Annotated in this window: 20 protein-coding genes and 1 pseudogene; 8 read left to right on the plus strand and 13 right to left on the minus strand. The window is 68.2% G+C overall.

All coding sequences use genetic code 11. The annotated features are described in order from the left end of the window. Positions 1-160, plus strand: a pseudogene (locus tag AC1DVU_RS21700) (IS481 family transposase); the annotation flags it as partial. Here AC1DVU_RS21700 and AC1DVU_RS21705 read toward each other — a convergent pair. Continuing rightward, positions 157-2,331 carry a thiamine pyrophosphate-dependent enzyme gene (locus AC1DVU_RS21705; protein ID WP_476924545.1) on the minus strand — a complete coding sequence of 725 codons (2,175 nt, stop codon included), beginning with the start codon at positions 2,329-2,331 and terminating at the stop codon, positions 157-159. The pseudogene AC1DVU_RS21700 and the gene AC1DVU_RS21705 overlap by 4 nt on opposite strands. A gap of 100 nt (positions 2,332-2,431) precedes the next feature. Here AC1DVU_RS21705 and AC1DVU_RS21710 point away from each other — a divergent pair, with 100 nt between their 5' ends. The 6 genes from AC1DVU_RS21710 to AC1DVU_RS21735 all read left to right on the plus strand — a co-directional run bounded on the left by AC1DVU_RS21710 (position 2,432) and on the right by AC1DVU_RS21735 (position 8,925). Beyond that, the gene (locus AC1DVU_RS21710) at positions 2,432-2,617 is read left to right on the plus strand and encodes a hypothetical protein (RefSeq protein ID WP_476924546.1); all 186 of its coding nucleotides are present in this window, start codon (positions 2,432-2,434) and stop codon (positions 2,615-2,617) included. Between the two features lie 73 nt (positions 2,618-2,690). Beyond that, positions 2,691-3,047, plus strand: coding sequence for a cupin domain-containing protein (locus AC1DVU_RS21715; RefSeq protein WP_476924547.1), 357 nt, complete (start codon positions 2,691-2,693; stop codon positions 3,045-3,047). A gap of 108 nt (positions 3,048-3,155) precedes the next feature. Continuing rightward, complete coding sequence (gene lon / locus AC1DVU_RS21720; RefSeq protein WP_476924548.1) at positions 3,156-5,486, plus strand: endopeptidase La; 2,331 nt, start codon at positions 3,156-3,158, stop codon at positions 5,484-5,486. Positions 5,487-5,554: 68 nt separating this feature from the next. Continuing rightward, a complete protein-coding gene (locus AC1DVU_RS21725; protein WP_476924549.1) occupies positions 5,555-5,902 on the plus strand; it encodes an HNH endonuclease in 348 nt (115 codons plus the stop codon). Positions 5,903-6,010: 108 nt separating this feature from the next. Next, on the plus strand, positions 6,011-7,867 hold the full coding sequence (locus AC1DVU_RS21730) for a 2-oxoacid:acceptor oxidoreductase subunit alpha (RefSeq protein ID WP_476924550.1): 1,857 nt from the start codon (positions 6,011-6,013) through the stop codon (positions 7,865-7,867). Next, positions 7,864-8,925, plus strand: coding sequence for a 2-oxoacid:ferredoxin oxidoreductase subunit beta (locus AC1DVU_RS21735; RefSeq protein ID WP_476924551.1), 1,062 nt, complete (start codon positions 7,864-7,866; stop codon positions 8,923-8,925). The genes AC1DVU_RS21730 and AC1DVU_RS21735 overlap by 4 nt, the downstream gene beginning before the upstream one ends. A 98-nt stretch (positions 8,926-9,023) precedes the next feature. Here the strand turns inward: AC1DVU_RS21735 and AC1DVU_RS21740 are convergent, their stop codons facing one another. From AC1DVU_RS21740 to AC1DVU_RS21785, 10 genes are all read right to left on the minus strand, one after another. After that, entirely contained in the window at positions 9,024-10,106 is a 1,083-nt protein-coding gene (locus tag AC1DVU_RS21740; RefSeq protein ID WP_476924552.1) for an adenosine deaminase, read from the minus strand. Between the two features lie 13 nt (positions 10,107-10,119). Then, positions 10,120-10,575, minus strand: a complete 456-nt coding sequence (locus AC1DVU_RS21745; RefSeq protein ID WP_476924553.1) for a MaoC family dehydratase — start codon at positions 10,573-10,575, stop codon at positions 10,120-10,122. Between the two features lie 10 nt (positions 10,576-10,585). Beyond that, positions 10,586-11,869, minus strand: coding sequence for a thymidine phosphorylase (locus AC1DVU_RS21750; RefSeq protein WP_476924554.1), 1,284 nt, complete (start codon positions 11,867-11,869; stop codon positions 10,586-10,588). Positions 11,870-11,980: 111 nt separating this feature from the next. Next, entirely contained in the window at positions 11,981-13,168 is a 1,188-nt protein-coding gene (locus tag AC1DVU_RS21755; protein ID WP_476924555.1) for a cytochrome P450, read from the minus strand. After that, positions 13,165-13,584 carry a cytidine deaminase gene (locus tag AC1DVU_RS21760; RefSeq protein WP_476924556.1) on the minus strand — a complete coding sequence of 140 codons (420 nt, stop codon included), beginning with the start codon at positions 13,582-13,584 and terminating at the stop codon, positions 13,165-13,167. Before AC1DVU_RS21760 ends, AC1DVU_RS21755 begins: the two co-directional genes overlap by 4 nt. After that, positions 13,584-14,831 carry an ABC transporter permease gene (locus tag AC1DVU_RS21765; protein WP_476924557.1) on the minus strand — a complete coding sequence of 416 codons (1,248 nt, stop codon included), beginning with the start codon at positions 14,829-14,831 and terminating at the stop codon, positions 13,584-13,586. The genes AC1DVU_RS21760 and AC1DVU_RS21765 overlap by 1 nt, the downstream gene beginning before the upstream one ends. Further along, on the minus strand, positions 14,828-15,919 hold the full coding sequence (locus tag AC1DVU_RS21770; RefSeq protein WP_476924558.1) for an ABC transporter permease: 1,092 nt from the start codon (positions 15,917-15,919) through the stop codon (positions 14,828-14,830). Before AC1DVU_RS21770 ends, AC1DVU_RS21765 begins: the two co-directional genes overlap by 4 nt. Beyond that, a complete protein-coding gene (locus AC1DVU_RS21775; RefSeq protein WP_476924559.1) occupies positions 15,916-17,427 on the minus strand; it encodes an ABC transporter ATP-binding protein in 1,512 nt (503 codons plus the stop codon). Before AC1DVU_RS21775 ends, AC1DVU_RS21770 begins: the two co-directional genes overlap by 4 nt. Before the next feature lie 119 nt (positions 17,428-17,546). After that, complete coding sequence (locus AC1DVU_RS21780) at positions 17,547-18,620, minus strand: BMP family lipoprotein (protein ID WP_476924560.1); 1,074 nt, start codon at positions 18,618-18,620, stop codon at positions 17,547-17,549. 145 nt (positions 18,621-18,765) lie between these two features. Beyond that, complete coding sequence (locus AC1DVU_RS21785; protein WP_476924561.1) at positions 18,766-19,932, minus strand: amidohydrolase; 1,167 nt, start codon at positions 19,930-19,932, stop codon at positions 18,766-18,768. A gap of 169 nt (positions 19,933-20,101) precedes the next feature. On the opposite strand from AC1DVU_RS21785, the gene AC1DVU_RS21790 reads away from it, so the two are divergent. Then, complete coding sequence (locus AC1DVU_RS21790) at positions 20,102-20,410, plus strand: hypothetical protein (RefSeq protein WP_476924562.1); 309 nt, start codon at positions 20,102-20,104, stop codon at positions 20,408-20,410. Here AC1DVU_RS21790 and AC1DVU_RS21795 read toward each other — a convergent pair. Continuing rightward, positions 20,358-21,683 (minus strand): MFS transporter, encoded by a 1,326-nt coding sequence (locus tag AC1DVU_RS21795; protein ID WP_476924563.1) that lies wholly within the window; start codon positions 21,681-21,683, stop codon positions 20,358-20,360. The genes AC1DVU_RS21790 and AC1DVU_RS21795 overlap by 53 nt on opposite strands. After that, positions 21,680-22,090: a MarR family winged helix-turn-helix transcriptional regulator gene (locus AC1DVU_RS21800; protein ID WP_476924564.1), complete on the minus strand. Its 411-nt coding sequence runs from the start codon at positions 22,088-22,090 to the stop codon at positions 21,680-21,682. The genes AC1DVU_RS21795 and AC1DVU_RS21800 overlap by 4 nt, the downstream gene beginning before the upstream one ends. Between the last annotated feature and the right edge of the window lie 76 nt (positions 22,091-22,166).

Raw genomic sequence — 22,166 nt, forward strand, 5'->3', positions numbered from 1 at the left:
GGCCGACGGCTGGGCCTATGCCCGCTTCTACGACTCAGAAACCGAACGCCGCGCAGCACTGCCCAGCTGGATCCACTTCTACAATCACCACAGGATCCACTCCGCCATCAGCGGCACGCCCATCAGCAGACTCAACAACCTGCCTGGACATCACAGCTAGTCGACGATTCGCCGGACGATCTCGCTGATCAGCGGCTCCGACAGCAGCACGTGGTCGGCGGCGGGACCCAGCGGGATGAAGCTGTCGGCGCTGGTCACCCGCACGATGCGACCCGTGTGCCCCCCGTCGACGAGCGCGGTGATGATCGACTCGGAGACGCCGCCGCTTCGGCGGGTCTCGTCGACGACCACGACCCGGTCAAAGCCGGCAGCCGTGCGCAGCAGCTCCTCGTGCGGCAGCGGCGAGAGCCACTGCAGGTCGAGCACGGTGCAGCCGATGCCGCCCGATGCCAGACCGGCTGCCGCACGCAGGCTCATGCGTACGCCGTTGCCGAACGTCACGAGCAGGACGTCGCGTCCCTCGCCATACGTGCGCACGCGGCCGAGCTCTGCCGTGGACTCGGCCGGCCACGCAGCCGGCGGAGCGTACGTGCCGGTCCAGCCGCCGTCGCCGTCCTGCAGGTCGCGCTGGTGATAGAGCGCGATGGGCTCGAGGTAGACGCAGACCCGTCCCTCGCCGGCCAGCGCCAGGCACTCCCGGAGCAGCTGCGGCGCGCTCGCCGGATGACTCGGCACGGCCAGCACCAGCCCCGGTATGTCGCGGAGCACCGCGACCGAGTTGTCGTTGTGGAAGTGGCCACCGAAGCCCTTCTGGTACGCCAGCCCGGCGACCCGCACGACCATGCCGTTCTGGTACTGGCCGCTGGAGAAGAAGCGCAGCGTTGCTGCCTCACCTCGGAGCTGGTCCTCGGCGTTGTGCAGGTAGGCGAGGTACTGGATCTCCGGGATCGGCAGGAAGCCGGCGAGTGCCGAGCCCAGCGCCGTCCCTAGGATCGTCTGCTCGTCCAGCAACGTGTCGAAGACCCGTCCCGCGCCGAACGCCTTGCGCAGGCCGCGCGTCACTCCGTAGACGCCGCCCTTGCGACCGATGTCCTGGCCGAACACCAACGCCTCGGGGTGCGCCGCGAGCGCGTCCTTGAGCGTGGCGTTGACGCTCTGCGCCAGCGTCAGCGGCCCCTCGTCCTCCGGAAGCTTCCCGCCGAAGACGGCCAGCCGCTGCTCGGCCGGCGCGAGGACATCGACTCGCCTGCGGCGGGCCGTGATCGGATCGGCGATCAGCTCGGGGTCATCGAGCCGCCGGGCACCGGCCAGGGCCTTGGCCCGCTGCATCACCGTCGCCCGCGCGTCCTCGTAGCGGGCGAGTGCCGTCTCCGGCGTCAGCACGCCGGCGTCGATCAACAGCCCGGCGGTGGCGAGCACGGGATCGCGGTCGTAGTCGTCCTCGATCTCGCGGCGTGACCGATAGGCGATCTCGGCATCCGAACCGGCGTGCCCCATGAACCTCACGGTGCGCAGGTGCAGGATCGCCGGTCGCCGCCCGGACCGCACCCGGTCGACCAGGTGCGCCGCCGTCGCCAGCAGCTCGTCCGGTCGGGTGCCGTCCACCGCGGCGTACTCGATGCCGGGCCACGATGTCAGCGAGCGCTCGACCCAGCCGGCCGGCGACTTGGTGCTGATGCCGATGCCGTTGTCCTCACAGACGTACAGGATCGGCAGGGGCGCCCCCTGGTGTGCGCAGTAGGCCGAGGCGTTGAGAGCTCCGACGGCTGTGGAGTGGTTGGCCGAGGCGTCCCCGAAGCTGCACACGACGACCGAGTCGAGCGGCCACGGTGGTACGACCTCGGACCGAGGCGCCCGGCCAAGCGCGAACGCCAGCCCGAACGCCCGAGGCAGGTGCGAGCCGATCGTCGAGGTCTGCGGGATGACGTTGAGTGCGGCGTTGCCGAAGACCTTGTGCCGGCCGCCCGAGATCGGGTCGCTCGTCGAGGCGATTGCTCCGTTCAGGACGTCATCGATCGCGGTCGAGCCGGGCACCTGGGCCGCACGCGCCGCGTAGAACCCGCCGGACCGGTAGTGCAGCAGCGCGGGGTCCGTCGGCCGCAACGCCATCGCCACCGCGGCATTGCTCTCATGGCCGGCCGAGCCGATCGTGTAGAACGCCTCCCCATCGGTCTGCAGCCAACGGATTGCGAAGTCGAGGTGGCGGCTCTGGAGCTGCGCGTCGAAGTACGCCAGCATGGCCTCGGGGTCCGGCAGAGACGCGTGCATGTCCGGGCGAGCGGGCCATTCACGCAACCGCCGGACGACATGATCGTCGATCGACTCGGGCATGCTTCAACGTATCGCGCGGGCGGGTCGGCTGGACGCAGGGAGTCCCTCGGCCAGCAGCGTATTCGTTGCGGTTCCAGCGATCCCGGGTCACGATCGAGGTATGAGCAGCGAGCATTGGCAGCCCAGCCTCCGGTCGTGGGTCATCGGTGCCGTGCTCTCGCTCGCGGCATTCGGCGCGTTCGCCATGTCGGAAGGACTGGCCTCCGGGTTCCAGCTCCTCGCGCTCATCCTGCTGCTCGATGCCCTGGTGATCGCGATCTTCGCCTTCATCCACCGGGTGAAGTGATCCGATCGGGCTCTTCCCAGCGCCGCGAACCAGGCGCATGATCGACACGGGAGGGTACGACCAGGAGGTACCCATGTCCACATCGTCACAGAACATCGACACACCGCACGAGACCCGTCCGTTCCAGGCTCATGGCCACATGGACGTCGTCACCCTGGGTGACTTCACCCTCGGGCGCGGTACGTTCGAGCCCGGCTGGCGCTGGTCCGAGGACGTCAAGCCGATCGCCGGCACCGACTCCTGTCAGACCCGGCACACCGGGTTCTGCCTGTCAGGACGCATGACCGTACGGACCGACGACGGGACCGAGGTCACGATGGGTCCCGGCGACGTCGTCGTGATCGAGCCGGGCCACGACGCCTGGACCGAGGGTGACGAGCCGTGCGTGTTCCTGGACACCGGCATCGCGGCGTACGCACTTCCCAGCTGACCCACGACACCGACCCGAGTCCGCCCTCAGCGAACACGGTCCTCCCCGCGGAATGACACCCCCGCGGAAACAGTTGAGCCCATCAGACTCAACTCCGAGGAGAGACCCGTGAGCACACTCCAGAAGTTTCCCGTGCTGGCACTCGAGGACGTCGTCGTCCTGCCCGGCATGGTCGTCCCCATCGAGCTCGACGACGCCGCCCGCGCCGCCGTCGATGCCGCCCGCACCAGCAACGACGACCGGCTGCTGGTTGCCCCCCGCCTCGAGGACCGCTACGCGACGCACGGCGTGATCGCGACGATCCAGCAGGTCGGTCGCCTTCCCGGCGGCGGACCCGGCGCCGTGATCCAGGCCGAGCAGCGCGCGCACATCCAAGGTGGCGTCACCGGACCCGGCGCAGCGCTCTGGGTCGAGGCCGAGCTGATCGAGGACGAGCCGGTCACCGACAACGCACGCGAGCTGGCCGGCGACTACAAGGGCCTGCTCGTGACGATCCTGCAGAAGCGCAACGCGTGGCAGGTCATCGACTCGGTGCAGCGCCTGACCGACCCCAGCGCGCTCGCGGACACCGCGGGCTATGCGTCATACCTCGACCTGGAGCAGAAGCGTGAGCTCCTCGAGACCCCCGAGGTCGAGCTGCGCCTCACCCTGCTGATCGAGTGGGCCCGCGCCTACCTCGCCGAGAGCGAGGTCAACGAGAAGATCTCCGAGTCGGTCCAGGAGAGCATCGACAAGAACCAGCGTGAGTTCGTCCTGCGCCAGCAGCTCGCCGCGATCCGCAAGGAGCTCGGCGACGACGAGCCCGAGGGGACGCAGGACTACCGCGCCCGCGTCGAGGAGGCAGACCTGCCGGACGACGTCCGCAAGGCCGCCCTGCGTGAGGTCGGCAAGCTCGAGCGCGGCAGCGACCAGAACCCCGAGTCGGGCTACATCCGCACGTGGCTCGACACGGTGCTCGAGCTTCCGTGGGGCGTCAAGACCGAGGACAACGCCGACATCAAGGGTGCCCGTGAGGTGCTCGATGCCGACCACCACGGCCTCGACGACGTCAAGGACCGCATCGTGGAGTACCTCGCCGTCCGCGCGCGCCGCAGCGAGCGTGGCCTCGAGGTCGTCGGCGGACGCGGTTCAGGTGCCGTGATGGCGCTCGTCGGCCCTCCCGGTGTCGGCAAGACGTCGCTCGGCGAGAGCGTCGCCCGTGCACTCGGCCGCAACTTCGTTCGCGTCGCCCTCGGCGGCGTGCGCGACGAGGCCGAGATCCGCGGCCACCGTCGTACGTACGTGGGTGCCCTGCCGGGCCGACTGGTCCGCGCGATCAGCGAGGCCGGCTCGATGAACCCCGTCGTCCTGCTCGACGAGATCGACAAGGTCGGCGCCGACTACCGCGGCGACCCCGCGGCGGCGCTGCTCGAGGTGCTCGACCCGGCGCAGAACCACACGTTCCGCGACCACTACCTCGACCTCGACCTGGACCTGTCGGACGTGCTGTTCCTGGCAACCGCCAACGTCATCGAGCAGATCCCGCAGCCGCTGCTCGACCGCATGGAGCTCGTGCAGCTCGACGGCTACACCGAGGACGACAAGGTCGCGATCGCGCGTACGTACCTCGCGCCGCGTCAGCTCGAGCGGGCTGCGCTCACGGCCGACGAGGTCGAGATCACGGATGGAGCGCTGCGCGAGATCGCCGCGTCGTACACCCGTGAGGCCGGCGTGCGCCAGATGGAGCGACTGCTCGCCAAGGTGTTCCGCAAGGTCACGACCAAGCTGGCCGACCCGGAGGTCGCCAAGCCCGTCGTCGTCGACGAGAAGACCCTCGTCGACTATGTCGGCCGGCCACGGTTCACTCCCGAGTCGGAGGAGCGCACGGCGGTGCCGGGCGTCTCGACCGGCCTCGCGGTGACCGGTCTGGGCGGCGACGTGCTGTTCATCGAGGCCAGTGCGTACGACGGCGACCGCAGCCTCGCGATCACCGGGCAGCTGGGCGACGTCATGAAGGAGTCGGCGCAGATCGCGCTGTCCTACGTACGCTCGCACGCCGACGTGATCGGCATCGACCCGGCGACACTCGAGCGGGCGATCCACCTGCACGTGCCGGCTGGAGCGGTGCCCAAGGACGGTCCGTCCGCCGGCGTCACGATGGTCACGGCGTTGACGTCGCTGGCTCTCGGGCGCAACGTCCGGGCCGACGTGGGCATGACCGGCGAGGTCACCCTCAACGGTCGGGTCCTGCCGATCGGTGGCGTCAAGCAGAAGCTCATGGCGGCGCAGCGAGCCGGTCTCAAGACCGTCTTCATCCCGGCGCGCAACGAGGTCGACCTGGTCGACGTGCCCGAGGACGTCCTCGCGGAGCTCGACGTACGACCGGTGGCAGACGTCGCCGAGATCCTGGCACTGGCACTCGAGCCGGTCGTCGGGGTCGGAGCCACGGTCGCCGCCTAGGCAACACGCAGCACGTTGGGCCCATCGAAACACGCCGTTTCGATGGGCCCAACGCCTACCGTGAGACCGTGGTCGTCAGCCGAAGTCGTCGCGCCCGGGCAGCCCGCCGCCGCGCGGGCCGGGTGGCACGCGCCGACAACGACCTGACACCGGTCGAGTGGATCGCCATCCGTGAGGCCTGGGCGGGCTGTGCCTACTGTGGTGCGACTGATCGCTCGCTGCAACGCGACTGCGTGCTGCCGATCTCGCGCGGCGGTCGCTACACCCTGGACAACGTCGTGCCGGCGTGCGGCTCGTGCAACGCCAGCAAGAACAACGACGAGGTGACGAGCTGGCTTCGGCGCAAGAAGCTCGACGAGCGCGCGTTCCTCCTGCGCCACCGTGAGGTCGTCGTCCTGCTGACACCGATCCCCTGACCGGGCCATCTACCTGCACAAATGACTTGCCGTTTCGGTGGGCCAACGAGCAATTGTTTTCCTCTGCATGGGTACGGTGTGTTGTAGAGCACACAGAGGCAGGTGGCGATGACGGCGTCGAAGTCGACCGAAGAGCTCGTGCGTGTCGTCATACGTTTCGCCGGTGACTCCGGCGACGGCATGCAGCTGACCGGTGACCGTTTCACGCAGGAGACTGCCGACTTCGGCAACGACCTGTCCACGCTGCCCAACTTCCCTGCCGAGATCCGGGCACCAGCCGGCACGCTGCCCGGTGTCTCGTCGTTCCAGATCCACTTCGCCGACTACGACATCCTCACGCCGGGAGATCACCCCGACGTGCTCGTCGCGATGAACCCGGCAGCCCTCAAGGCCAACATCGGCGACCTCCAGGCCGGCGGCACCGCGATCGTCGACGCCCACGAGTTCACCCCTCGCAACCTCAAGCGCGTCGGCTACGAGACCAACCCGCTCGAGGACGGTTCCCTGAGCGACTACCAGCTGCACGCGATCGACCTGACCGGCCTGACCGTCGGCGCGGTCGAGGAGTTCGGCCTGTCGCGCAAGGACGCCTCGCGCGCCAAGAACATGTTCGCCCTCGGCCTCGTCAGCTGGATGTTCGGCCGGCCGATCGACGGAAGCATCGCGTTCCTCGGCAAGAAGTTCGCAGGGGCTCCCGACATCCGCGACGCCAACATCGCGGCACTGCGCACGGGCTACAACTACGGCGAGACGACCGAGTCGTTCGCCGTCTCGTATGTCATCAAGCCGGCCGTGATCCCGTCCGGCCGCTACCGCAACATCACCGGCAACACCGCGCTGTCCTACGGCATCGTCGCCGCCGGGCAGCTGTCGGGCCTGCAGGTCTTCCTCGGCGCCTACCCCATCACCCCGGCGTCCGACATCCTCCACGAGCTGTCCAAGCACAAGGCGTTCGGCGTCACGACGTTCCAGGCCGAGGACGAGATCGCCGGCATCGGTGCAGCGCTCGGCGCAAGCTTCGCCGGCTCGCTCGGTGTCACGACGACGTCCGGACCTGGGCTTTCGCTCAAGGGCGAGACGCTCGGCCTGGCGGTCATGCTCGAGGTCCCGCTCATCGTCGTCGACGTGCAGCGCGGCGGCCCGTCGACCGGACTGCCGACCAAGACCGAGCAGTCCGACTTGTTGCAGGCCATCAACGGTCGCAACGGCGAAGCCCCGCTGCCGGTCATCGCGCCGCAGTCACCATCCGACTGCTTCGACGCGGCTCTCGAGGCAGCACGCATCGCCGTGACCTACCGGACCCCCGTGATCCTGCTGTCCGACGGCTACCTCGCCAACGGGTCCGAACCGTGGAGCCTGCCCGACGTCGAGACGCTGGCCCGGATCGAGCCGAACTTCGCGACAGCGGACCCCGACACGGCCTTCCTGCCGTACGCCCGCGACCCGCAGACCCTCGCCCGTCCTTGGGCTCCGCCCGGTGTCGCAGGACTCGAGCACCGCATCGGTGGCCTGGAGAAGGCCGACGGCACGGGCGACATCTCGTACGACCCGGCCAACCACGATCTCATGGTCCACCTGCGCCAGGCCAAGATCGACGGCATCGCGGCCACGATCCCCGAGATCGAGGTCGACGATCCCGACGGGCACGCCAAGATCCTCGTGATCGGCTGGGGCTCGACCTACGGCCCGATCGGCGCCGGCTGCCGTCGGGCCCGCGTCGCCGGTCACCGCATCGCCCAGGCGCACCTGCGACACCTCAACCCATTCCCCGCCAACCTCGGTGAGGTCCTCGCGGCGTACGACCGGGTGATCGTGCCGGAGATGAACCTCGGCCAGCTCCGGGGCCTGCTGCGCGCCAAGTACCTCGTCGACGCCGAGGGCTACAACGCCGTGCGCGGCATGCCGTTCGGTGCCGCCGAGCTCGGCAAGCACTTCATCGAGCTGTGCATCAAGGAGGGCGAATGACCACGGTTGACCTCGGGATGCCCCAGGGCCACGGGCTGGAGGGCGTACCCACCGCAGACGAGCCCCAGTCCCGCAAGGAGTTCGCGTCGGACCAGGAGGTCCGGTGGTGCCCCGGATGTGGTGACTACGCGATCCTCGCGGCCGTGCAGGGCTTCATGCCCGAGCTCGGGCTGCGCCGCGAGAACATCGTCTTCATCTCCGGCATCGGCTGTGCCGCCCGCTTCCCCTACTACCTCGACACGTACGGCATGCACTCGATCCACGGCCGCGCACCGGCGATCGCGACCGGCATCGCGACCACCCGCTCTGACCTCAGCGTGTGGGTCGTGACCGGTGACGGCGACGCGCTGTCGATCGGCGGCAACCACCTGATCCACGCGCTGCGGCGCAACGTCAACATGACGATCCTGCTGTTCAACAACCGGATCTACGGGCTGACCAAGGGGCAGTACTCCCCTACGTCCGAGCCCGGCAAGGTCACCAAGTCGACGCCCTACGGATCGATCGACGCACCGCTCAACCCGCTGTCGCTCGCGCTCGGCGCCGAGGCCACGTTCGTGGCCCGCACGATCGACTCCGACCGCAAGCACCTCACGACGGTCCTGTCGGCAGCGGCGCGCCACCGTGGCACCTCGCTGGTCGAGATCTACCAGAACTGCCCGATCTTCAACGACGGTGCTTTCGACGCGGTCAAGGACCCCGAGACCCGCGACGAGGCGATCATTCCGCTCGTGCACGGCGAGCCGATCCGGTTCGGCGCCGAGGGCCGGCTCGGCGTCGTACGTGCGGCCGGCGGCGGGGTCGAGATCGTCGGGATCGACGACTCCAACGCGGCCGACGTCCTCGTTCACGACGCGCACGAGCCGGACGCCACCACGGCGTTTGCGCTGTCGCGGATCACCGACAGCGGCGTCGTCCACCGCGCTCCGATCGGCATCTTCCGTCAGGTCGAGCGGCCGACGTACGACGACCTGAGCCGCGAGCAGGCCGAGCTCGCCGGCGAGACACCGTCACTGCAGGACCTGCTCGACGGCCCCGACGCCTGGACCGTGGCCTGAACCCTAGGTGGTTGAGGTGCGGAGCGAAGCGGAGCCTCGAAACCACCGCTGATTTCGAGGCTTCGGCCGCGGGCGGCCTTCGCACCTCAATCAGCTGATCAGAGGGCGGCGTAGGCGGGCTTGATGACGTCGTTGATGATCGCAAGGCGCTGGTCGAACGGCAGGAACGCGCTCTTCATGGCGTTGATCGTGAACCAGCGCAGGTCGCTGATGTCATAGCCGAACGCGTCGACCAGGAGCTGGAACTCGCGGCTCATCGACGTACCGCTCATGAGCCGGTTGTCGCAGTTGACCGTCACGCGGAAGCCGAGGTCCTTGAGCTTGCCGATCGGGTGGTCCGCGATCGAGCGCATGTCGGGCACGGCGTTGGTCTGCAGGTTGGACGACGGGCACATCTCGAGCGGGATGCGTCGATCGCGGATGTAAGCCGCGAGGCGGCCCAGAACTGGTCCGCCCGGTGCGTCGAAGTCGATGTCGTCGACGATGCGTACGCCGTGACCGAGGCGCTCGGCGCCACACCGTTGGATGGCCTGCCAGATCGATGGCAGGCCGAATGCCTCACCGGCGTGGATCGTGAAGTGGGCGTTCTCGCGGCGGAGGTACTCGAACGCCTCGAGGTGCAGGATCGGAGGGAACCCGTCCTCGGCACCGGCGATGTCGAAGCCGGCAACGCCGCGATCGCGATACTCGACAGCAATCTCGGCGATCTCGAGGCCACGCTTGGCATGCCGCATCGCGGTGAGCAGCTGGCCCACGACGATCGGGTGGCCCAGGCCGGCGGCCTCCTCCTGGCCCTTGATGATGCCCGCCTGCACGGCCTCGACGGTCTCGGTGAGGGACAGCCCAGCAGACAAGTGCTGCTCGGGCGCCCAGCGGAGCTCGGCATAGACGCAACCATCGGCGGCCAGGTCGAGGACCGCCTCACGGGCGACGCGCGCCAGGTCCTCGGGCCGCTGCATCACTGCGACGGTGTGCACGAACGTCTCGAGATAGCGCGGGAGCGATCCGGAGCTGGACGCCTCCTCGAACCAGGCACCGAGCGACTCGGCATCGCCGGCCGGGAGGTCGTGGCCGATCTCGTCGGCGATCTCGACGATCGTGGCTGGTCGGACACCTCCGTCGAGGTGCTCGTGGAGGGCGACCTTGGGGGCCTTGGCGATCTGTTCGGAAGTGGCGCTCACAGGGGTCATCGTGTCATGGCGTCATCAGGAGCACGACGGTCTCCGCCACGCAGGCCGGCTTGTCCTTGCCCTTGATCTCGACCGTGTGCTGGAGCGTCGCGCGCTGACCCTTCTCGATCTCCTCGACCTCGAGGAGCTCGACCCGGTTGCGCACCTTGGAGCCCACGAGGACCGGCGAGACGAACCGGACCTTGTTGAGGCCGTAGTTGACCCGCGCGACGTCGCCCGCGAAGGCGTAGACCTGGGCGCCGAGGAACGGCAGCATCGACAGCGTGAGATAGCCGTGCGCCACGGTGGCGCCGAACGGCCCGTCGGCCGCCCGCTCCGGATCGACGTGGATCCACTGGCGGTCGCCCGTTGCGTCGGCGAAGAGGTCGATCCGCTCCTGCGTGATCGCCACCCACTCGCTGACACCGAGCTCTTCCCCGGCGGCCGCCGCGATCTCTTTGCTGTTGTTCAGGATGCGCATGTTGTCCAACCTAACGAATGCGGTCGATCACCACGGACGGCGCGTCCGCGGAGCCCGTTCCAATGTCGTACCCCCCGTCGAGCGCTGCAACCGCACGCTCGAATCGCTCAGGGGTGTCGGTCTGCAGGGTCAACAGGGGCTGACCTGCGGTGACCTGGTCGCCAGGCTTGGCGTGCATCACGACGCCCGCTGCCGCCTGCACCTGCTCACCCGGGCGGGATCGGCCCGCCCCCAGCCGCCAGGCCGCCACACCGACGCTTAGGGCGTCCAGACGCGTCAGCGTGCCCGAGGTGGGAGCCGTGATGACGTGGGTCTCCTTGGGCGTGGGCAGCGCGGCGTCAGGATTCCCGCCCTGTGCAGAGATCATCCGCTTCCAGACGTCCATCGCACGCCCTGAGGCGAGTACGTCCGCAGGATCCACGTCGTCCTTGCCGGCGGCGGCGAGCATCTCGCGGGCGAGCTCCACGGTCAGCTCGACGACATCAGCCGGACCCCCGCCCGCGAGCACCTCGACCGACTCGGCGACCTCGCAGGCGTTGCCAGCGGTCAGGCCCAGCGGCGTCGACATGTCAGTGAGCAGCGCGACGGTCGTGACGCCGGCATCGTTACCCAAGCTGACCATGGTCTCAGCCAATTCTTGAGCCTGATCTTTGCTCTTCATGAACGCGCCGGAGCCGACCTTGACGTCGAGCACCAGGGCGCCCGTGCCTTCAGCGATCTTCTTGCTCATGATCGAGCTGGCGATCAGCGGGATCGCCTCGACAGTGCCGGTCACATCTCGCAGGGCGTAGAGCTTCTTGTCGGCCGGGGCGAGGCCGGGGCCGGCGGCGCAGATCACGGCGCCGACGTCCTCGAGCTGCGCCATCATCTCGTCGTTGGTCAGGGCCGCGCGCCAGCCGGGGATCGCCTCGAGCTTGTCGAGCGTGCCGCCGGTGTGGCCGAGGCCCCGGCCCGACAGCTGCGGCACCGCCACTCCACACGCGGCGACCAACGGCGCGAGCGGCAGGGTGATCTTGTCGCCGACCCCACCTGTCGAGTGCTTGTCAGCGGTCTTCCACGACAGCGACGAGAAGTCCATGCGCTCGCCGCTGTCGATCATCGCCCCGGTCCACCGGCTGATCTCACGGCGGTTCATGCCGTTGAGCAGGATCGCCATCGCGAGCGCCGACATCTGCTCGTCGGCGACGACACCCCGGGTGTACGCGTCGACGACCCAGTCGATCTGCGCGTCGTCGAGCTCGTGCTTGTCCCGCTTGGCCGCAATCACTTCGACGGCATCGAACTTCTCGGTCATCCATGTCTCCTTCGGTCCGCTGGTTGAGGTGCGCAGGCCGCCCGCGGCCGAAGCCTCGAAACCAGCTCCTCGCCGATCCGGTGGTTTCGAGGCTTCGCTTCGCTCCGCACCTCAACCACCAGATGTCACGTCGATGCGCTCGAAGCCGCGCAGCACCCAGGTCGGGCGGCGCGGCGCCTCCCCCGCCAGCGTGAGACGAGGGAAGCGGTCGAGCAGGGTCTTCAGGCTGATCTGCAGCTCGAGCCGCGCAAGCGGCGCGCCGAGGCAGAAGTGCAGGCCCATGCCGAAACCGACATGGGGGTTCGGGTCGCGGCCCACGTCGAACGTGTCCGCGTCAGCGAACGCAGCGGCGTCGCGGTTGGCCGAGCCCATCAGGCAGGCGATCTTCTGGCCCGCCTTGATCGTCTCGCCGCACACCTTGACGTTCCTGGTGGCCGTACGCTCGAACAGCTGCAACGGCGCGTCGAACCGGATGAGCTCCTCGAGGGCCACGTCGACCGGAACCTCGCCCGACGTCACCCGAGCCAGCTGGTCGGGGTGGCTCAGCAGCGCATGGATGCCGTTGCCGAACACGTTGACAGACGCCTCGTGCCCCGCGTTGAGCAGCAGGACCACCGATGCGACGAGCTCGTCGTCGGTCAGCTTGGCTCCACGACCCCGCTCGGTGATCAGGTCGCTGATCAGGTCCTCGCCGAGGTTTTCGCGCCGGTCGGCGACCACCGCGCGTACGTAGTCGGAGAACGCCGTGCTGGCCTCGATCGCCTTGGCCCTGGTCACGGCATCGACGTTGGGCTCGTACATGTGCACGATGGCCTGCGACCAGGCCCGCAGGCGCACGTGGTCCTCGCGGGGTACGCCGAGCAGGTCGGCGATCACGTAGACGGGCATCGGCTCGGCGTAGTCACCGAGCACGTCGAAGCGGTCACCGAGGTCGTCGACCATGGATGCCGCGAGCTCTTCGATCCTGGGCCTCATGCGTTCGACGTGCCCGCGGCCAAACGCGCCGGCGACGAGCCGCCGCAGGCGTGTGTGCGCGGGTGGTTCGTTCTCCATCATCTGGTTGCGGTGGAGCGCGTTGAACGGCTCCATCTCGGACACCGGCTCCCAGTCGGTCCAGATCCGGCCGAACGCACGGTTGCGCAGGACCTGGCTGACCGACTCGTGCGTCGTCGCCAGCCACACACCCATCGGCTCGTGCCACAGCACCGGACCGGTCGCTCGCAGGGCCGCGAGCACCGGGTAGGGATCGCGCAGGAAGTCAGGGTTGCCGGGGTCGAGCTGAACCGCGTAACGCGTCAACGCTGGTCCAGGTCGTCAGCGCCGAAGGCGTCGGGCAGCACCTCGGTCATGGTCTTGATGCCGCTCGGCGTCATGAGCTGCATGTCGGGCCCGCCGTTCTCCCACAACAGCTGACGGCACCGCCCGCACGGCATGAGCGGAGCACCCTTGCCGTCGACACACGCCACCGCGATCAGGCGTCCGCCGCCGGTCGCGTGGAGAGCCGAGACCATGCCGCACTCGGCGCACAACCCGACTCCGTAGGCGGCGTTCTCGACGTTGCAGCCCAGCACGACGCGACCGTCGTCCACGAGGCCCGCGACGCCGACCTTGAAGTTGGAGTAGGGCGCGTACGCCCGACCCATGACCTCGGTCGCATACTTCGCGAGCGATTCCCAGTCAATCGGGTCGTCGGGACCCGAGATTCCCAGTGCCATTAACCCGCACTTCCCTTACGGTATTGCTGGCCGTCGGCCGCAGGCATTCGCAGGCGTTGCGTGCCGAGCGCGAGGACGAACAGTGTCGTGACGTAGGGCGTCATGACCGTGAACTCGCGCGGCACGGAATCGGTCGCCAGGAACCAGGCGAGGATCGCCGCGCCGGCGACAGCCATCACGATCGCGCCCTCGAGCTGACGGTTGACCAGCCGCAGCGCGGCGACCACGAGCAGACCCAGCGCGACGAGCAGCAGCAGCGCGTGGACCGCGTCGGTGTCGCGCAGGCGCAGGGAGTCGGTGTAGCCGAACGTCAGCGCGCCCATCAGCAGTCCGCCGGGCCGCCAGTTGCCGAAGATCATCGCCGCCAGGCCGATGTAACCACGCCCGCCGGTCTGCCCCGCGCTGTAGCCGCTCGAGGAGACCAACGCGAGGAAGCCGCCACCGATGCCGGCAAGGGCACCCGAGACCAGCACCGCGATGTACTTGTAGAGGTAGACATTGACGCCGAGCGTCTCGGCGGCCTGCGGGTTCTCACCGCACGAGCGCAGGCGCAGACCGAACGACGTACGCCACAGGATCAACGCCGACGCGACGACGAACGCGAACACGAACAGGCTCAGCGAGGAGATGTTGGTCGTGAGGGCGCCGACGAACGAGGCGATGTCGGAGACGAAGAACCAATGCTTGTCGGCCAGGTCGCGCGCGGCATCGGATATCCCCGGGATCTCTGAGATGTTCGTCGGTGAATCAAGCCCGACGAGCTGGCGCGGGCCACCACCCTCATAGTCAGGGAAGAGCGCCTCAGCCAGGTAGGTCGCGGTGCCGAGCCCGATCAGGTTGATCGCGACGCCCGACACGATGTGGTCGACGCCGAACGTCACGGTGGCGACCGCGTGCAGCAGACCGCCGACCAGCCCGAGGATCGCAGCACCCAGCACACCGACCCACGCGCTGCCGGAGTGGTAGGTGAAGAACGCCGCACCCCACGTGCCGAGGATCATCTGCCCCTCGAGGCCGATGTTGACGACGCCCGCGCGCTCCGACCAGAGACCGCCGAGCGCGGCCATGAGGATCGGGCAGGTGGCGATGATCGCGGCACGAATCGTGCCGATCGAGTCGAGGTCGTTGGTGTCGGTCACGATCCGCACGAGGGACACGACAGCGATGCCGACGAGCGTCAGGTAGAACCAGTTCTTCGTGAGCCGGGCGATGAGGCCGGGCTGCGCGGCGGTCTTCGTGGTGGTCATGCCGTTGCCTCCGTCGCGGTGGCGAGCTCAGTGGCCACGACCCGGCGATCGAGCCTGGTGCGCCATCGGCGTACGACCTCGTAGGCCACGACGACGGCCAGCACCGCCACACCCTGCGTGATCTGCACGATGCTCGGCGAGACGTCGGTGCCGAACGTCAGCGTGTTGGACTGTGCCGACAAGAACGCGAACAGCACGGCGCCGAACAGCATGCCGAGCGGACGGTTGCGGCCCAGCAGCGCGACCGCGATGCCGGTGAACCCGAGCTGCGACTGGTAGGACGTGCCGTAGGACCCGGCGGCGCCGAACAACGCCGGCAGCCACACCAGGCCCGCGACGCCGCCGGACAGCAGCATCGAGATCACGATCATGCGCTTGGGGTTGACACCCGAGGCACGGGCGGCCGTCTCGGACTGGCCGCTGGCGCGCAGGTCGAAGCCGAACCGGGTCTTGTTGAGCAGGACCCAGAAGCCGATGCCGACGATCACGGCGATGATCGACAACGCCCAGATCTGGCCGTCCCGCGGTTCGTACGGCGTGAAGCCCGTGACCATGTCGCCTTCGGCGATCTTCTTGGTGTGCACGGAGTTGCCCTCGTGCACGCCGTGCCGGTCGACGAGGTAGCCCACCAATGTCACCGCGATGGCGTTGAGCATGATCGTGGAGATGACCTCGCTGACGCCGCGGGTCGTCCTGAGGATGCCCGCGATGCCGGCCCAGGCAGCACCGACGGCGACGGCGATGATGATCGACACCGCGACGTTGAGGAATCCCCCCACGTATGCGGCTCCCGCGAACGACGCGGCTGCGAACGACGCCATGAGGTACTGACCCTCGATGCCGATGTTGAACAGCCCCATGCGGAAGCCGATCGCCGCCGCCACCGCCGCGGTGTAGATCATTGCCGTCTGGTTGACGATGTTGACCCGCAGACGCGGCGACGGGTCGCTGAACATCGCGGACCAGAAGTCGCCGGGCGAGCTGCCGACCGCCGCGATGACGATCGTGGTGACGAGCACCGAGACGACGATCGCGATCGCCGGGGCCAACAACGCCATCCCGATCCTGCGCAGTCGAACGCTGTTCATACGGTCTGGCCTCCGGTCATGGCGGCGCCGAGATCCTGCGGCGTCACGGTGGATGGCTCGAACGTGCCGACGAAGCGGCCGCGCAGGATCACCTGGATCGTGTCGGACAGGCCGATCAGCTCGTCGAGGTCGGCCGAGATCAGCAGCACCGCAAGGCCGGCACGACGTGCCCGCTTGATGTGCTCCCAGATCGCTGCCTGCGCGCCGACGTCGACACCGCGGGTCGGGTGCGAGGCGATCAGCAGCTTGGGGTCACCGCTCATCTCGCGACCCACGATGAGCTTTTGCTGGTTGCCGCCGGACAGCGCACGCGCCAGCGTGTCGATGCCCGGAGCACGTACGTCGTACTCCTCCACGATGCGCGACGTGTCCTTGCGCGCACCGGAGCGGTTGATCCAGGGACCCTTGACGTTGGGCACCTCGGTCTGGTGGCCGAGGATGCGGTTCTCCCACAAGGGTGAGTCGAGCAGCAGGCCGTGACGGTGACGGTCCTCGGGGATGTAGCCGATGCCGGCCTCGCGCAGCCTGCGCGTGTGCCAGTGGGTGACGTCCTGGTCGCCCAGCATGATGCGCCCGCTGGTCGGGATGCGCATGCCCATGATGGTCTCGACGAGCTCGGACTGGCCGTTGCCCTCGACCCCGGCGATGCCCAGCACCTCGCCGCGGTGGATCGCCAGCGAGATGTCGCTCAAGAGGTTGCGACCGAACTCATCGGTCAAGGTGACGTCGTGGAGCTCGAGCTCGACATTGTCGGTGACCGTCGACTCCTCGGTCTCCGGCGACGGCAGCTCGGAGCCGACCATCAGCTCGGCGAGCTCGTGCTTCGTCGTGGTCTTCGGGTCGGCCGTGCCGACGGTCGTGCCGCGCCGCATGACGGTGATGTCGTCGGCGATCGCGAGCACCTCGTCGAGCTTGTGCGAGATGAACAGCACGGAGTTGCCGGCGTTCCTCAGCTCGCGCAGGTTGGCGAACAGCGCATCGACCTCCTGCGGGACGAGGACCGCGGTGGGCTCGTCGAGGATGATGATCTTGGCGCCGCGATAGAGGACCTTGGCGATCTCGAGCCGCTGCCGCGCCGCGACGCCGAGGCGCTCGACCAGCACGTCGGGCTCCAGGTCGAAGCCGAAGCGGTCGGAGATGCGACCGATCTCCGCCCGTGCACCGTCACCGATGCCGTGCAGCTTCTCGGCGCCGAGCACCATGTTCTCGAGCACCGTCAGGTTGTCGGCGAGCATGAAGTGCTGGAACACCATGCCGACACCGTGCTCGATCGCCTCGGTGGGCGACTTCAGCGCCACCTCGGTGCCGTTGAGCTCGATCGTGCCCTCGTCCGGCTTCTGCACGCCGTAGAGGATCTTCATGAGCGTCGACTTGCCGGCGCCGTTCTCGCCGATCAGGGCGTGAACCGTGCCCGACCGGATCGTCACATCGACATCGTGATTGGCGATCACGCCGGGGAAGCGTTTGCCGATCCCCCGCAGCCTCACCGCATCCACTTCAGACGGCACGGACACTCCTCCCGCAACACTTCGATACAGCACTGATTCGTGACACAAAAAGGTACGAACCTGGGCTGAACGCTACCGCGCCCAGCCCAGGCTCGTCGCTACTGGATGAACCCGTTTCCTTACGGAGTGGTCGGGACCTTGATCTCGCCGCTGATGATCTTGGCCTTGTAGCCGTCGATGTCAGAAGCGATGTCGTCCACGAAGCCACCGGACGTTGCGTAGCCGACGCCGTCAGCCTTCAGGTCGTACGTCTGGTAGCTGGTCAGCGGCTTGTCCTCGTTGACCGACTTCACGAAGTCGTACGTCGCGGTGTCGACGCGCTTGAGCATCGACGTCAGGATGTGCGGCTTCTGAGCGGCGGTCGCCGTGAGGAACTGGTCGGAGTCGACACCGATCGCCCACTTGCCGTCACCGGCATCGACCGCGGCATCGAAGACACCGGAGCCCGAGCCACCGGCAGCGTGGTAGACGACGTCAGCGCCCTTGTCGAACACACCCGTCGCGGCAGCCTTGCCACCGGCCGGATCGCCGAAGCCCTTGAGGTCCGACTCCTGGATGTAGGCAACCTCGACCTTGATGTCGGGCTTGGCGGCCTTGGCGCCAGCGGTGTAACCGGCCTCGAACTTCTTGATGAGGTCGTTGTGCACGCCACCGACGAAGCCGATCGTGCCGGACTTGCTCTTCTCGGCGGCGGCGACGCCGACGAGGTAGGAGCCCTGCTCCTCCGCGAAGCCGAGGTAGGCGACGTTGTCGTTGGCGGTCTTGTCGGGATCGAATCCGTCGACCACGCCGAAGTGGACCTCGGGGAAGTCCGGAGCGACCTTGTTGACCGAGTCGCTGTAGGCGAAGCCCACACCGATGATCGTCGTGGCGCCGTTCTCGGCAAAGTTGCGCAGGCGGTCCTCACGAGCGGACTCGGCCTCACCGTCGGATGCCTGGCCCTCGATGCAGGTCGCGTCGAACTCCTCGACTGCCTTCTTGAGACCCGCGTACGCCGAGTCGTTGAACGACTGGTCTCCGCGTCCACCCACGTCGTAGGCGAGACCGACCTTCGGACCGTCACCCTTGGCCGTCTTGCAGACGTCCTTGCTGGCGGCGGGCTTGTCCCCGCCCTTGTCCCCATCGCTGTCGCTGCCACCGCAGCCCGCGAGGGCGAGGGCGGCGACACATGCGACGGCGGAAAGCTTCGTCAATCGACGCAAAATTCCTCCTCAGTAGAGCCGGGCAGCCCGGCACGTCCTCAGACCCTAGTTCCCGATGGGTCCCCGCGGGAGGCTGTCGCGGACATTCAGCGCAGTCGTAACCGATTTGTCACTTGAGGGCCGAGGCAGAGCTCGCTCAGGACACGGCGGCGCAGGCGAGCACTTTGGCGCCGATCGCGATGGCGCGCTCGTCGATGCGCAGGTTGCCCTGGTGCAGGTCGTACGTCGGACCGTCGGGCGTACGCGTGCCGAGCCGGCCCATCGCACCGGGCACCGCCTCGACGTACCACGCGAAGTCCTCACCACCGAGGCTCTGCGCGGTCGACGCGACACCGCTGGGGCCGATGGCCTCAGTGACCGCCCGACGCATGATCTCGGTCGCGCCGAAGTCGTTGACGACCGGCGGCACGCCGCGGGTGTAGGTCACGTCGGCGCTGACACCGAACGGCTCGATGATGTCGCTGATGAGGCCGCGCACGAGGTGCTCGGCCTGGTGCCACGCAGCGGCGTCGAGCATGCGGAGCGTGCCGCTCAGCTCGCCCGTCGACGGGATGACGTTGGCGGCGTTGCCGGAGTGGATCTGACCCCACACCATGCTGGCGCCCGCGCGCGGGTCGAACCGGCGGGACAGCACCGCGGGCAGCTGCGTCAGCAGGCTGCCCAGGGCGTAGGTCAGGTCCTCGGTCAGGTGCGGGCGCGAGGTGTGGCCACCGCGACCGCTGAGCTGCACGTGGATGTGGTCGGACGCGCCGGTGATCGGGCCTTCGCGCAAGCCCACGTGACCGACATCGAGCGACGGGTCGCAGTGCAGGGCGAAGATGCGCGAGACGCCGCGGAGCGCGCCACCGGCGAGCAGCTTGACGGCGCCGCCTGGCATGACCTCCTCGGCTGGCTGGAAGATCAGGCGTACGCGCACCGGCAGCTTCTCCTCGGCATCGGCCTGCGCCAACGCGACCGAGGCGCCGAGCAGTGCCGCGACGTGCACGTCGTGCCCGCAGGAGTGCGAGACGCCGGGAACGCTCGACTTCCAGGGGTCCTGCGACGTGTCGACGACCGGCAGCCCGTCGAGATCGGCGCGCAGCGCGACGATCGGCCCGCCATCGGGCCCGATCTCGGCCATCAGCCCCGTGCCCTCGAAGCGCTCGTAGGAGATGCCGCTCTTGTCCATCCACGTCGCGACCACGTCGGTCGTACGCTCCTCGTGCCACGAGAGCTCGGGGTAGGCATGCAGCTCACGCCGGACTTCGATGAGGTCAGGAGTGACCACATCGATGGAGCGCGCGATGGCATCGGACAAGGACATCTGCTCAGGATATCGCTGATTGACCGACGTCCCGTTACTACTGTCTGGGCATGGACATCGCCAACCTCGAGGCACTGCACGCCGACGGCCGGATCACGGCCGAGAAGCTCGCGGAGCTCAAGGCGGCAATCGCCTCCGAAGGCTGATTCGCGCGGCTAGGGTTTCGCGTATGGACGATCCCTACGGCAACGACTCGCTGTTCAGCGGCGCACCGACGTGGTTCATCGTGATGTTCGTCGGCGCGCTGGTCGTCGGGGGCATCCTCACCCTCATGAACTGGAAGAAGGCCGCCGACGCCGGGGTCAATCCCCTGACGATGGAGACCGAGGCGATGACGACCCTCATCAAGAGCAAGGCCTTTGCGTCGGAGAAGTCGATCGAGGAGCGCCTCGCCGAGCTCGACGCGTTGCACGCCAAGGGCACGATCAGTGCGGCGGAGCTGTCGGCAGCTCGTGCCGAGGTCCTGAAGAACCCGTGATCGCCGGGCGTCGTCCGCTCCAGCGCATGTCCCTGGCGACGGCCTGGAGCTCCGGACGGTGGATGTCCTGCCGATGCAGGTACCACGCGAGCACGGCGAGGATGCCGATGCCGGCAAGGGCACCCGTCGACACGAGGGCAACACGCGCGCCGTGCTCCTGCCCGATCCAGCCCACGATCGGAGCTGCGAAGGGCACGCTGCCGATGAACACCATGATGTAGAGCGCCGCGACCCGGCCTCGCATGTCGGGTGTCGTGGTCAGCTGGATCAGCGCGTTCGCCGTCGTCGCCATCGTCAAGATGCTCAGTCCGATGAACGGAAGGACCAACGCGTACGTGAGGAAGGTCGGCATGAGCCCCGACGCGATCTGGAGCACGGCGAATGCCAGTCCTGAGACCACGACGAACCGCAGGCGTGGGGTGGCACGCCGTGCCGCAAGCAACGAACCGGCAAGCGAGCCGACGGCGAGCACCGAACCGAGGAAGCCGAACTCACCGGCCCCTCGGCCGAACTCGTCGGTGGCCATCAGGGCGCTCGTGATCTGGAAGTTCATGCCGAACCCACCAAGGAAGAAGACGCACGACAGGACGAGGACCAGGTCGGGACGCGAGCGGACGTAGCGGACGCCGTCCATCACGGCACCACGCCGCCGCGCGATCACGTCGGTGGGCCTCAGCTGCTGGGGATCGAGCAGCTGCAGCGCCACGAACGACGCCGCGTAGCTGGCGGCATTGATCAAGATGACCCAGCCGGTGCCCACGACACCCGCGCCGAGTGCCGCGATCATCAGGCCGGCCAGGCCGGGACCGATGAGACGGCCGGAGTTGAAGGACGCCGAGTTGAGTGCGACGGCGTTGCCGAGGTCGGCCCGGCCGACCATTTCGGACACGAAGGACTGGCGCGCCGGCGCCTCGAGTGCGCGGCCGATGCCGAAGACGAACGCCAGCACGTACACGTGCCACGTCTGCACCAGACCACTGACCGCCAGCACCCCGAGGACGGCCGCGGGAACGGCCATGGCGACCTGCATGACTCGCAGTACGGTTCGCTTCGGGAACTGGTCGGCGAGCACACCTCCGAGAGGTGACAGCAGCAGGGTCGGAAGCAGCTGCAGCGCCACCGTGATGCCGAGCGCTGCTCCGCTGTCGGTCAGCTCCAGGACGAGCCAGGCCTGAGCAGTGTTCTGCATCCAGGTGCCGATGTTCGAGATCAGCGACCCCACCGCGTAGACGCGGTAGTTGCGCAGCCGCAAAGAGCTGAACGTGGGGCTCAACTCGCGGCCAACCGTTCCAGCAGTGCGGCCGCCTCCCTCAAGGTCTTGCGCTCTGCGGTCGTGAGGTTCGCGAGGCGCTGTGCGAGCCATTCGTCGCGGCGCTCACGCTCCTCGGCGAGCACGGCGTCGCCCTTGTCGGAGACGGACATCAGCACCTGGCGGCCGTCGTCGGGGTGCGGCTCACGGATCGCGAGTCCTTCGTCGACGAGGCACGTGAGCGTACGCGTGATGGAGGGCGGCTGGACCCGCTCGTGAGCGGCGATCGCGCTGGGGGTCGACGGGCCGAGCTGCAGGATCGCGCCGAGGACGGACAGCTGCGTCGGCGTCAGGTCGGTCTGGCGCTCCTGGCGCAGACGACGGTTGAGTCGAGCCACCGACCGAGCGAGCTGGTGTGAGTCAGTGGGCATGTCGTTAGCATACCTCATTACCTATGCTAACCAAATGTGGATGGCATGCCCCACAACGTCATAGGAACCGTGGCCC

This window comes from Aeromicrobium sp. P2_G6, assembly GCF_056403535.1.